This window comes from Bradyrhizobium sp. SZCCHNR1093 (assembly GCF_032381175.1).
Lineage (GTDB): Bacteria > Pseudomonadota > Alphaproteobacteria > Rhizobiales > Xanthobacteraceae > Bradyrhizobium.
This window is the reverse complement of sequence record NZ_JAUHJJ010000004.1, coordinates 180,948-193,702: the sequence shown is the minus strand read 5'-3', so window position 1 is coordinate 193,702 and position 12,755 is coordinate 180,948. Positions and strand designations below refer to the sequence as shown.

The following is a 12,755-nucleotide window of genomic DNA, read 5'->3' as shown; positions in this document are numbered from 1 at the left end:
CCTTTCCGCAGCATAGTCCCGCGCATGAAAAAGACCCCGTTCCGCCTCTCGCCCTATCAGGTGCAATGGCTCCTGATCATAGGCTTCGTCACCGTCGGCTATGCCCTCTATCTGCGCTATCTCGCGATCGAGCTGTCGAGCGTCGCGCTGGCCTGCGATGCCGGCCTGCAGACGCTGGCCTGCAAGAGCCGGGCGGTCGCGACCACGCTGTTCAAGAATTCGGTGTTCGGCGCCACCGCGCTGGTGATCGCGGTGCTGCACGTGATGCGGCCGTCGATCGTGCTCTTGACCGGCGGACTGATCGCCGCCGGCCTCGGCATCGTGCTCTACAACATCGTGCTGTCGGGGCTGGCGATCGGCCTGCTCATTCTCGGATTTGCGCGGCCCGCGCCCGCCACAGCGTGAACGCCAGCAGCAGATACATCGCGCAGGTCCACATCGCCTGCCAGTTGTCGCGGCCCTCGTTGTAGATCACGTAGACCGAGGAGATCGCGAGCAGGCCGGCGAAGCTGGCCTCGGCGATCGGGCGCGCGCCCTGCGCCGGACGATTGCCGAGCAGCATCGCGAACGGCACCACCGCCATGGTCAGGCTCGCGAACGGGAAATCGCGGTAGCGCGGGTCGAATACGAAGCCGAGCGCCGTCTCGGCCGCGATCAGCACCGTCACGACCAGGACCAGACCCAGCAGGTAGGTGATCTTCAACTGCTTGCGGCCGTCATTCGGTCCGAGCAGGTCGAGAAAGGTCGGCAACGGCCGCCCGGCCATCGCCGCGTTGGCGCTGAGGATGGGCGCCAGGACGCCGGCAGCGAGCAGCGCCCCCCAATGCAGCCAGCCGCCGACACCGAGGCTCTCATAGAACATCTTGTCCGCGGCCATGCCGAACAGCACGCCCGCTGTCGTCGCGGAGAACCCGACCCCGATCCAGGCCGAAACGTGCGGCGGCCAGGGCCGGCGCCGCACCGTCAGCCACCCGGCCAGGAACACCACGAACGACAGGATCATGCCGCCGCCCATCTGCAGCTTCCACAGCGGATAGTTGCTGACGGGCTCGCCCGGCGGATATTTCAGCGCGCGCTGGTCATCGCTGATCAGGCCCCAATAGCCGCCGACCGTGCCTTCGAGCTTGCGCTTCCACGGCTGGTCATAAGCCTCGATCAGGTTGACGCGGAAGTTCTCGCGCTTGGCGAGGCTGAGGATCTCCGATACCACCCGCGCCTGGTTGGCGCGCGACGGCAGCGCGCCCTCGCGCATCCGCCCCTCGCTCGGCCAGCCGGTCTCGCCGATCAGAATCTCCTTGCCCGGAAAGGCGATGCCGACCTGCTGGCGGATGGCGTCGACATGGGAGGCGGCGAATTTCGCGCGCACCGGCATGTCCTCCCAATACGGAAGGATATGAACCGTGACGAAGTCGACGATGTCGTAGAGCTCGCGGTTGCGCAGCCAGAACTCCCAGACGTCGGCATAGGTCACGGGGACCTGGACCTGGGCCTTGACGCTGCGGATGGTCGCAGCGAGATCGGCGGTCGTCATCTCACCGCGCAGCAGCACCTCGTTGCCGACCACGACCGCCGTGATCACCTTCGGATAGCGCTTGATCAGGTCGACCGCGATCGCGATCTGCTGCTCGTTCTTCAGCTTGTTGGAGCCGAGCCAGATGCCCTGGATCACCTTGATGCCGACCCGGGATGCGATTCCCGGCACCTGGTCGAGGCCGTTCTCGATCGAATAGGTGCGCACGCATTCGGAGATCTTGGCGAGCTGCACCAGGTCCTGCTCGATCTGCTCGGCGTCGATATGGGTGGTCGGATCCAGCGGGCTCTGCTGGCCGCGGAACGGCGCATAGGACACGCACTGCAGCTTCGAATCGAGCTCGATCGGCGCGCGCGCGAGCGTGATCGGCTGGGCCAGCCACCACCACGCGGCGGCGATGACACCCAAGGATATGAGCAGAAGCGCCAGCGGCGTAGGAAGGGATTTCAGTTCCGTGTCTCCAGGCAGGGTGGTGTCGATTACCCGGTCGGCGGCGATCTGCCAAGTAGGCGATCGGCCGAGCCCTCTGGCACTCTTGGCGGACCCGCTTCAAATCACCCTTTTACGATGACGCGAGAAAGTTGGTACGTTGCTGGACAAATTCCGAGATTCCGGTCATTGGGAATCCCGGTTGACCCCGGCCGTCGCAACCAGGTTTCTCGGCCCTGCGCAAGCGCCCGTCAGGAACGCTCCGCGACAGTCGGAATCAATCTCCCGCCGCAATCGGGGCCGATTTGATCGGCATCACCACTGCGTCCGTCAGGGGACGGCACGAAGGCAACAATCGGGGAATTTATGGGTCGACGCGTGCTCAAGTCCAAGTTTTCGGTTTCGCGCCTGTCCGCGGCTCTGGGCCTCGTGCTCCTCATCGGCGCGCCCGGCGCCCTCGCCCAGAGCGGCAGCGACCATCCCCAGGACCAAAAGCCGCAGGCGGCCAATCCGGCCGACGTGTCGAGGGACAACCAGCGCAAGGCCGACGAATTCACCGAAGCGTCCCAGGCGCTCAGTGGCGGCCCGGCCGGCAATCCCGAATGCGTCTGGCTCGGCCGCCGCGTCGTCCAGCTGATGTACAACGACGACCTCGATACCGCCTTCCGCCACCTCGATCTCTATGACCGGTTCGGCTGCCCCGGTGGCCACGTTCAGGCCGCCTTCCGCTGCCTGACGCGATTCATCCCGCAGATCGATCCGAAGGTGCCGAACTCGCTGAACAACCACGTCCATACCTGCTGGATCAATCCGGACGCGAAGCCGCAGGTGGCTGCGGCGCCTGCGCCGGGCCCAGCCTCGAGCCCGGCAGCGACGCCGGCCGCGCAGGCGTCTCCAGCGCCGACGCAGCAGCCCGCCCCCCAGGCTTCGCCCTCGCCCCCGCAGCCTCCGGCGAAGTGACCGGCGCCTGAGGCAGGCAGGACGCACGATCGCGGCGACCGCCCCCCATGCGTGGCGTGCGCATGACAGCGCTCCGATCACGTGGCAGGATACGATCGAGGTCGTCGACGCGCGCTTGAGCCTCGCCCCGGTTCAGGCACCGTTCAGCATGATTGGGCTCTGTTGGGATGGCATATGATGTCGCGGCCTTCGGCTGTGACGGCGTGAGAATGACCGCCTTCGTCGTTCGTCGTCGAACGTCACGCGTGAACGTGCTCCCGGTAGCATCGCATACCCGAGATGGAACGGCGATCGACCGCTCCGCTTCGCCGCTGACTTGATCCTAGGAATGGTTGCCCCTCCAATGCGTGCCGTCGTCGCCGTCCTGCTCCTCGTCACCGCTGTGCACGCCGCCCTCTGGGGACTGCTGCAGGACAAGCAGGAGGCCCCCAATTTCACCGGCCTGCTGCAGAGCGTTTCCTACGATCCGCATGAAGGAACCGGAGCCCCCGGCGCCAACACCGTGGCCTCGCCGGAACGCATCCGCGCCGACATGAAGAAGCTCGCCACGATGACGCGGGCCATCCGGCTTTACTCTTCTACCGGCGGCCTCGAGATCGTGCCGCCGCTGGCCGCGGAGGCCGGACTGAAGGTGATGCTCGGCGCCTGGATCGACAAGGATCCGGACCGCAACGAGCGCGAGATCCAGTCGGCCATCACCCTCGCCCGCCGCAACAGCAACGTCATCGGCATCGTGGTCGGCAACGAGACCATCCTCACGGCGACCCAGAAGGTCGATGAGCTGATCGAGAAGATCAAGCGCGTGAAGAAGTCGGTCAACGTGCCCGTTACCACCGGCGACGTCTGGAACAGCTGGCGCGACAACCCCGAGCTCGCGGCCAATGTCGACTTCATCGCCGCGCACGTGCTGCCCTATTGGGAATTCTTCACCGACGACCAGGCCGTCGATCAGGCGGTGGATCGCTATCAGCTCCTGAAGAAGCAGTTCCCCGGCAAGCGCATCATGATCGCCGAGTTCGGCTGGCCGAGCCAGGGCTACAGCCGCAGCGGCGACAACCGCGGGCCCGCCGTGCCGGGCCCACTCCGGCAGGCGAAGGTGTTGCGCAATTTTCTCGCCCAGGCCGCCTCGATCGGCATGGAATACAACATCGTCGAGGCCATCGATCAGCCCTGGAAATATTTCGAAGGCGGCGTCGGCCCGTATTGGGGCGTCCTGAATGCCGCGCGCGAGGCGAAATTCGCCTGGAGCGGCCCGATCGTGAATCCCGACTATTGGCAGCTCGCGGCCATCGCGCTGCTGGTCGGCGTGCTGCTGTCGCTGCCGATCGTGCGGCTGCGCCAGCCGACCGTGCTGCAGGCGATGATGCTCGCCATCACGGCACATGGCGTCGGTGCCTGGGTCTCCAACGTCTTCGCCTATTGGAACGTGCACTATTTCGTCTGGGGCTCGACCTTCGCACTGACCCTCGGCCTGATCCTCTTGGTTCCATTGATCCTCATTGCGATGGCCCGCATCGAGGAGATCGCCGCGATCGCCTTCGGCCGCGAGCCGCGCCGTCTGCTGACCCGCGACAAGGCCGCGCGCGACCGCGCCGCCATGCCGGAGGGCTATTGCCCGAAGGTGTCGATCCACGTGCCGGCCTATTTCGAGCCGGTCGACATGATGAAGCAGACGCTGGATGCGCTGGCGCGGCTCGACTACCCGAACTACGAGGTCGTCTGCATCATCAACAACACGCCCGACCCGGCGTTCTGGCAGCCGATCCAGGATCACTGCCGCATGCTCGGCGAGCGCTTCAAGTTCATCAACGCCGAGAAGGTCAAGGGCTTCAAGGCCGGCGCCTTGCGCATCGCGATGGAGCGCACCGCCGTCGACGCCGAGATCATCGGCATCATCGACGCCGACTATGTCGTGACGCCGGACTGGCTCTCCGACCTCGTGCCGGCCTTCGCCGACCCCGCCGTCGGCCTGGTGCAGGCGCCGCAGGAGCATCGCGACGAGGATCTGTCGCTGATGCACTACATCATGAATGGCGAATATGCCGGGTTCTTCGACATCGGCATGGTCCAGCGCAACGAGGAGAACGCGATCATCGTGCACGGCACGATGTGCCTGATCCGGCGCGCGGCGATGGACATGGCCGGCGGCTGGTCGAGCGACACGATCTGCGAGGACACCGATCTCGGCCTCGCCATCCAGGAGCTGGGCTGGCAGACCCACTACACCAACACCCGCTACGGCCAGGGCCTCCTGCCCGACACCTACGAGGCGTTCAAGAAGCAGCGCCATCGCTGGGCCTATGGCGGCTTCCAGATCGTCAAGAAGCACTGGCGCCGCTTCCTGCCCGGCCACAGCCGGCTGACCTCGGACCAGAAGCGCGAGTTCTCGCTCGGCTGGCTCAACTGGCTCGGTGCCGAGAGCCTCGGCGTCGTGGTCGCGATCCTCAACCTGATCTGGACGCCGATCGTTGCCTTCGCCGGCATCGCCATTCCCGACAAGATCCTGACCATCCCGATCCTCGCCGCCTTCGTGGTCTCGCTCGCTCACTTCCTGATCCTCTACCGGCTGCGGGTGGCGGTGAAGCCGTGGCAGATGCTGGGCGCGATGGTCGCGGCGATGAGCGTGCAGTGGACGGTCAGCCGCGCCGTGGCGCAGGGCCTGATCACCGAGCACCTGGCGTTCGCCCGCACGTCCAAGGGCGGCCTGTCGCGGATGTCGATCGAGTTCCAGGCGTTCTGGGAGGCCGTGATCGGCGCCCTGCTCCTGATCGGCGCCACCATCCTGATCGTGACCAACACGCTTGCCATCACCGAACTCTACATCTTCGCCGCCGTCCTGATCCTGGAGAGCCTGCCGTTCCTCTCAGCGGTCGCCATCGCGCTGCTGGAGATGTCGCGCATCAACTCCTTCGAGTTCTGGCGCTACACCACCGTCCGCACCGCCGAGCTGATCGGCCTGCGCCCGGTCTGGGTGCCCGAGCTGGCGGGGCCCGGGATGCAACCGGCGCCGCTGAGCGCGGCAGCAACGAAGGCGGCGGATAAGGCGTAGCGCCGAGCGAGGCCTGCCGAAGCCTGCACCGCGTAGCCCGGATGAGCGGACGCAAGGGCCCCGAAGGGCGCAGGCGGCAGCGACATCCGGGGTCATCGCGACGGGGCCCGTGAGACCCCGCATGTCGCCGTCGCTCTGTCGAGCGCCGGCGGCGGCTCATCACGGCGGCTCATGGCGGGCGACGGCCCCGTCATCGCCGCGCCCGAAACGATCGTCGATCTCCCGTGGTTTCCCCCGCCCGCCCTATTGACCGGAACGGACCCACCCCCTACACAGCGCCCACGACAGCATGCGGCCCAAGGTCGGGGTTTTGCCGCCCCGATTTCATGCCGCAATGAACCACGGCCACGCCGCAAGCGTTCCGATGGGTACCTGCCGACGATCCGGACAGTGACGGCCCTGCCGTCGCACCGCTTCTTGGAAGCGAGCGCGTAGCTCAGCCGGTAGAGCACGTGACTTTTAATCATGGGGTCCCGGGTTCGAGTCCCGGCGCGCTCACCAAGATCCCGAACGATCGAATAGTCAGCCTGGTAGACGCCTCCCTTGGCCACGTCGGAACATCGGTAAGACGATGCGTGGCCTCGATCGCCCGTAAGCGGCGGCCTGAATGGGTCTCGATCGGAACTCGATTTGATATTCGACGAGTCGAACGCCCTCGATCCTCATGCGGCTTTGGATCCTCAGTCATTTCCTTGGCTACGATGCTCGTGCGAACCTGACGGGACGTCTCCATGTTCTTTCCACCCAGGCGATGTAACGAGGAAGCTGCCCGATCGCGCGGTCGGACGCGCAGCGCGCCCGCTCTCGCGCGTCAGCTCGATCATGTCGGCACCTCCACGTCTGCCAGAATTGCAGTCTGCGCAAGCAGGGTGCTAAGGTCGATAACCAAAGGTATCGCAAGTCATTTTCATCGAATTCCAGTAAGGCCTTTTTGGCAAGGCGCTCGCGCGTCAGGGGAGCCAGCATGTCTGCAAGCTACGGCGCCGTAATCAACGGGCTGCTCAACGGCGTCGGCTTCCAACTCATTCGCCAATCGACGCTCGATCAGCTGATCTCGTCGGCTCGCAATGGACATGCAAGCGAGCAGGACAACGAGGCAGGACCGAACGACGCCGTCGAACTCGATCCCACGCGATTGGGCAACGAAGGTGAGGATCAAGTCCGAACGGATTTGCAAGCCAGCGAACCGACGGAGACGGTATCGGCCAGCTATCTCCAGAACCTGCAGCGCGAGAGTTTGGCGCTTCGCGAGATGTCGACCGAGCTCATCAAGCTCAAGCTGCAACTGGCCGGAGCGAACGACGGCACCAACTCGAGCGAGCCATCGACTCCGGACGTTGCCGGCCCCCGACTCTACACACCGGTATACGACCACGCGGGATTGCGAACCGATCCCGCGATCGTGCACAACCATGACTTCATGCGGGATCCCCGCTTTGTCGCCGCCTACGAACGTGGCGTCGCCGCCGAGGGCTATGAACCTCGCTATTTCTGGCGGACGCACGTTGCGCTCTGGTGCGCCAGCATCGGCGTCAGCCTTGGCGGTGATTTCGTCGAATGCGGCGTATGTCGCGGCATGCTCAGCTCTTCAATCATGCACTATCTCGACTGGAACAACATCCAACGTCGATTTTTTCTGTTTGATACGTTTACCGGTGTCGACGAGCGCCTCGTCACCGATGAGGAGGTCGCAAGCGGCAACCTCGGCTACTTCAGAGAGATGTACAAGAGCGACATCTATGAGGATGCCGTTCGCAACTTCTCCGAATACAAGAATGTCGACATCATTCGTGGCAGTGTCCCAGCGAGCCTGTCGACCGTCGACATCAATGCCGTCGCGTATCTGTCGATCGACATGAACAATGTCACGCCCGAGATCGCGGCCATCGACCACTTCTGGAGCAAGCTCCAGCCAGGCGCCCCGGTTCTGCTCGACGATTATGGTTTCGTTCGCTACGAGGCCCAGAAGCGCGCATTCGACACCTGGGCCTCTCAGCATGGCGTCACTATTCTCGCGCTTCCCACAGGACAAGGCCTGATCATCAAGCCACCATCGGCGTCAGGGGCTGTGCGTCGGAAGTGGCGCCGCATAGCTCCATTTTTGTGCACCGCCACCGTGAAGCGGTTTTTTGGGATGACGACGGCGTAAGGTTGTCCACATGCCGACTGGCTTGTTCGGCCAATCCAAGGCACAATCGAACATTGCAGTCTTTGATTTATTACCGGGGCGTTTCAATGAATTGGGCAAGAACAGTCGTCGCGATTCCGAATTACGGTGACAGTGCACAATATTAGCCGTCGCTTTCACCGAGTTAATTAGTGCACTGTCACCGTAATCCTAGCCGAAACCGGCGTGCGGCCCGCGGTCGGCTTCAACTGGAACAATGGCACCCTGACCTCCGTCATGGTGACCTACCCCAAGCTCTACACCGCCGAACCGCTCCTGGAGAAAGTCCGCGCAGCGGTGATTAAGGAATTCAAGCGAAGTCCGAGGCAAATGTGCTCGGGTTTGCGGTGAATGGGTGAGGGAGCGCGAGAGGGCTACCTAACTACGAGAGAAGTTTAGTGCAGTCCCACACCGGCCGCACGACCGCTACACTCCTGCAGCCTTAGGAAGCGCTACCTTGGGTCTTCCTCGCCTTCGGACTTGTTTCGACGGGAGTTCGATTACGTGCACGTCAGAACAATCTCTCAATAATGGATGCTCGGACCAGTCCTTGCTGTCGATTAACCGATATTCTGGAACACTCGTAGTCATCTGCGCTCGATGTTGGGCGAAGTAGTCAAGAAATTTTGGGTCGACATCCGAGGAAATAGAGTGGCGCCGATGTTCAATGGCAACTCTACTGGTAACACCGCTGCCGGCAAAGAAATCCAGCACCGTCGACTCTGGGTACGACATCGAACGGATAATTCGCTCGATCAAAGCTTTAGGCTTTTGCGTAGGGTGTCCGACGCGCTCTTTGGAGTTTCCATTCAACCGAGGGATTTTCCACACGTTCGTTGGATTAATACCCTTTTCCAAGCTTTCATGCTTCAAACGTTTGTCACGCTTGTAAAGCTCCAGAATGTGCGGCGGCAATTTTTGCCTTACCGCATCAAGATCAAAGTAATATTTGGGGCTTTTCGCGAACCAAGCTATTTCCTCATGCCTGTTGGCAAAGAAGCGCTGTGCGCCCATGCCGTTCGGATAGTTCCATATAATGAGATTCGCCAAGAGCATATTGCTGTTTTGACGCATCCAACTAATTAAACTGAGAAGATCGCCTGAACCTGCTTCCCCCTGATATTGAAGGCCACCGAAAATGACGAAATTACCGGTCGGGGATAAGACCCGTTCAACCTCTCTTATCCACTGGGACGCCCAATCAACGTAGTGGTTCATATCGTCCCATGTAGCCACGTTGATATTGTACGGAGGATCGCAGATTACGAGCTGGACCGAACTCGACGGCAGCTTCTTAAGCGTATCGAGGCAGTCAGCGACTGCAATGACGTGTGACGTCGGGTCGCTCGTCGGCTTGGCGACTGACCGTGTGGAGGAATGGGATATCCCGTTCTTCCGAAGAAGATTCATCCCAATGTGGCCGCCGTTTCTGTGTGATCTATTGGACATTTGGTGCCGGAATCTGCATTACGCTCTTCAGGTAATAGGTGTCAGTCAGGAACGAAGCGCCGAACAAATTGCGCAGGGCTTTCTGATCAGCGAGTGCAAGGGTCGATTTTTTACCCCAATCGGCCAGGATTATCGGGAGCATTTTCTCGCCTACCTTCGGATCAGTCCCCGGCGCTACGATGACATCAGGTGCTAGGGCAAGCGTACCAACGAGCACGCTTGAATTGTTCTGCCCAACGATCCTGCAGCTTTCGAGCAGGTTCAGCAGAAACGGACAACGATGTTTAGCTGATTCTACCGTCCCTGCCTCTATGCCGATTTCATCGCAGAATAGCTTTACCGCGTCCGACTCGAAGAAGGTTTCATAGATGCGCACCTTTGCTACCGTTGCAGTCCGCTCTTGCTGATAAAGCAGGATCAGCATCTGTTTGACCGCTGGCATGTTCAGCACGCATGAATGGTACAATTTTTGAAGCTCGGCCGATTCGTCGCAAGCCGTGCTGACTACTTCATTGTAATAATTGGCCTGCTGCATCGCTGTTGAATAGTCGCCGTTCTCGTCTCTTTTCAGGACCAAGTCGGCAGGCTTGACGAACGGCTTGATCAAGTTCCAAAGCTTCCGACCCGCATCGGTCAACGCTGGGACGTAGGAGATCGTATCGTCGATCAGCCGAATGTCGGTGATTAGCCCGAGCTCGATAGCAGCAAGCATCTTGTACTTAATTTGACGCCGATAGGCCGCAAGCCGCCCGCTACCCAGCGATCCATCTAGGCGGATGAACTGATCGTCAAATGCAGTGCCCGTCCGATCGCCTGCAAAATGCGACAGGATCGTTAGGATGTGACCAAGATGAGTTCCCTGGGGGTAGTGGAAGCTCTGCTCGGTGTGCCGAACGAAACGACGCCGTTCGGGCGGACTCGATGGAATTATTGCTGGCGCAACCGTAGATCCCGACTCCTCCAGCTTAACGCCCGGCAATTTGAAGATAGATTTGAGGTATACGCTCGGCTTGCCGGTCTTTGTCGCAGCTTCTTCGCCTTCTTCTTCGATCTCACGAGCGCGCTTTGTGGGGGCGAGTGCCAAGCTTCCGGCAGCCAGAAGATCATCGATATCCGCATGCTTGTTAATCCGCGACAAGCCCGCTTGAGTTCCTTTGAACCAGTTTTCGATGCGAGCTTCGATATCCTTGAGAATCGTCAGGTCGTCGCCGCTGCCAGAATCGAGTATCAACCCAGCTTCCACATTCGAGCCAGCGATACCCGACTCTGTCAAGTTCGCAGAGCCCACGTAGGCAGTCTGCGAGCCATCCTCCCGAACGAAGTGATAGACCTTTGGATGGTAAAGACAATTGTCGAAACTGACCACTCCAAGGGATACGTTCGTCTTCGGTATGCCTAAGGTCCCTGCAAGGAATGCAATGTGGCTCGCCAATGTCACGCCGCCGTTCGAACCTAACAGGAGGCGCACGATGTTTCCGTCTGACGCGCATTGTTTCAAGAGAGGCAATAGAAGGCTTGAGCCATCGAGGGTGAAGTATCCCGCTTGGCACCGAAACTCGCGAATCTTAGACTCAACGGTCGATTTCATCCAAAATCCGACCGTCTGTTCGGCTTCGCGTAAACTTGTGTCGATGTATTTCATGGTAATCGCAAACGAGGATGCTGAAGAGGTCATAACAGCACACAACCGCTTCCCGTGCCCATGGCCACGACGATTCCAACAAAGATATTCGTATGAAATCTGTAATCCCGGTTAGACCTAGACCTAACCTTGTCCTGGGGGCAAGCGTCTAAACTGTCGGCTAACGTATTGATCTCACTGGGTGAGCGCGCTGAGGCTCGAACCCAGGACCCCGAGATTAAAAGTCACGTGCTCTACCGGCTGAGCTACGCGCTAGCTTCCAGGGAAGCGGTGTGGCGGCTTGAGCCGTCACTGTCCGGATCGTCGGCAGGATACCATGAGAAGGCGCAAAGCGTCGTCGTGATTCACTGCGGCGCGCGATCGGGGCGGCAAAACCCCGGCCTTCGGCCGCATGCTGTCGCCCGCGCTGTGTAGGGGGTGGGTCAGTTTCGGTCAATAGGGCGGGCGGGTGAAACCACAGGCTGGGGGGCTTGGGCGGATTCCCTGAGCCTGGGGAGGGGCTTGCGGAGGGTCCCGCGCAGCCAGTTTCGTGCACCCTCGCCGCAACTGCCGTAACCGCCAATACCGAAAGATCCGTCCCTTACCTGCCGGGGGCAGCATCGGCCTCCAGCACGACCTTCGCGACGGGATACCGCCAATCGTTCTTCGTGTTGTCGGCGGCGGCGTCGATGCCGGCCACGATGACCGCACCAAGGATGCCGCCGTTCATGCCGCTGGCCAGACGAGCCTGGCGCGTCGAATCGAAGGGCGCGACCGTGATCATCCGCTTTTGATAGCCGGGCTTCTGGCAGGTCACGGCAAGCGTGCTCGACTGTCCGCGATAGAGCGGCACGCGCACCTTGGCGGGGCTCGTCATGGTTGCGCTGAAGCCGGAGGCTTCCAGTGAGCAGGACGCTCCGGCCATCTCGACCTCGCCTCCCCCGCCGGGATTGTGAAATGTCCGCACCTCCACGAGCTGGTCACCCGCGAGCTCGGGCACGCTTGCGTCGGTGCGGCGCTTCGGCTCGTAGACGTCGATTCCTCGGCTGCCTGTCGTCGACCTGACGTCGGTCACACTGTTGACCGCAAGCGGCGCAGCACACCCGCCAAGACACGCCGCTCCCACGATGGCCAGCCAGCCGGCCATCCGACGCAAACCGTTCATTTGAGCCCCCACAGCACCCCTACTGTCGTTACTAGCGGTAGCAGGGGCCGATCTGGGGAACAATAGTCGCAACCTCAGGGGGAATAGAAACAACTAACAAAAAGCCGACTTCGTTGCGGGCCGGCCACAATCGCTGTCGTCCCGGCACGCAATGCTCGCATGAGTTGCAGTGGTCGTTGGGCCTTCATGGCGCAGCTTCTTGGGACAGCCAGCGGATCATGGCGCGACGGCCCTGCGCATTCCAGCAGCGTTGCCGTGAGGATGCGCGGAAAAACTCATTTCATCAGGTCCCTCAAGGCGATCACCCTTGTCCAGTCCCTCCGCCAAAAATATTCGACTTCACTTTTTCCGAATTTCATGATTGACTGTCCCCAACCCGTGCTC

The 12,755-nt window shown here is 61.5% G+C and carries 8 protein-coding genes and 2 tRNA genes; 5 read left to right on the top strand and 5 right to left on the bottom strand.

The window, feature by feature from the left end:
* Window positions 1–24 precede the first annotated feature (24 nt).
* The gene (locus tag QX070_RS15515; protein WP_284416120.1) at window positions 25–405 is read left to right on the top strand and encodes a hypothetical protein; all 381 of its coding nucleotides are present in this window, start codon (window positions 25–27) and stop codon (window positions 403–405) included.
* On the opposite strand, the gene QX070_RS15510 is transcribed toward QX070_RS15515, so the two are convergent.
* A complete protein-coding gene (locus QX070_RS15510) occupies window positions 365–1,945 on the bottom strand; it encodes a beta-(1-6) glucans synthase (protein ID WP_315738312.1) in 1,581 nt (526 codons plus the stop codon). The genes QX070_RS15515 and QX070_RS15510 overlap by 41 nt on opposite strands.
* A 381-nt stretch (window positions 1,946–2,326) precedes the next feature.
* Here QX070_RS15510 and QX070_RS15505 point away from each other — a divergent pair, with 381 nt between their 5' ends.
* The 4 genes from QX070_RS15505 to QX070_RS15490 all read left to right on the top strand — a co-directional run bounded on the left by QX070_RS15505 (window position 2,327) and on the right by QX070_RS15490 (window position 8,118).
* On the top strand, window positions 2,327–2,920 hold the full coding sequence (locus QX070_RS15505; RefSeq protein WP_315737893.1) for a beta-1-3, beta-1-6-glucan biosynthesis protein: 594 nt from the start codon (window positions 2,327–2,329) through the stop codon (window positions 2,918–2,920).
* A 343-nt stretch (window positions 2,921–3,263) separates the two neighbouring features.
* Window positions 3,264–5,969 carry a glycosyltransferase gene (locus tag QX070_RS15500; RefSeq protein ID WP_315737892.1) on the top strand — a complete coding sequence of 902 codons (2,706 nt, stop codon included), beginning with the start codon at window positions 3,264–3,266 and terminating at the stop codon, window positions 5,967–5,969.
* A 425-nt stretch (window positions 5,970–6,394) separates the two neighbouring features.
* Window positions 6,395–6,470 (top strand) — tRNA-Lys (locus QX070_RS15495).
* Between the two features lie 463 nt (window positions 6,471–6,933).
* Window positions 6,934–8,118, top strand: coding sequence for a TylF/MycF/NovP-related O-methyltransferase (locus QX070_RS15490; protein WP_315737891.1), 1,185 nt, complete (start codon window positions 6,934–6,936; stop codon window positions 8,116–8,118).
* Window positions 8,119–8,562: 444 nt separating this feature from the next.
* Here QX070_RS15490 and QX070_RS15485 read toward each other — a convergent pair whose 3' ends face one another.
* The 4 genes from QX070_RS15485 to QX070_RS15470 form a co-directional block, all read right to left on the bottom strand.
* Window positions 8,563–9,546: a site-specific DNA-methyltransferase gene (locus tag QX070_RS15485; protein ID WP_315737890.1), complete on the bottom strand. Its 984-nt coding sequence runs from the start codon at window positions 9,544–9,546 to the stop codon at window positions 8,563–8,565.
* Window positions 9,547–9,574: 28 nt separating this feature from the next.
* Complete coding sequence (locus QX070_RS15480; protein ID WP_315737889.1) at window positions 9,575–11,227, bottom strand: phospholipase D family protein; 1,653 nt, start codon at window positions 11,225–11,227, stop codon at window positions 9,575–9,577.
* Window positions 11,228–11,409: 182 nt separating this feature from the next.
* Window positions 11,410–11,481: transfer RNA gene (locus QX070_RS15475), tRNA-Lys, on the bottom strand.
* 326 nt (window positions 11,482–11,807) lie between these two features.
* The gene (locus tag QX070_RS15470; protein WP_315737888.1) at window positions 11,808–12,353 is read right to left on the bottom strand and encodes a hypothetical protein; all 546 of its coding nucleotides are present in this window, start codon (window positions 12,351–12,353) and stop codon (window positions 11,808–11,810) included.
* Window positions 12,354–12,755 lie beyond the last annotated feature (402 nt).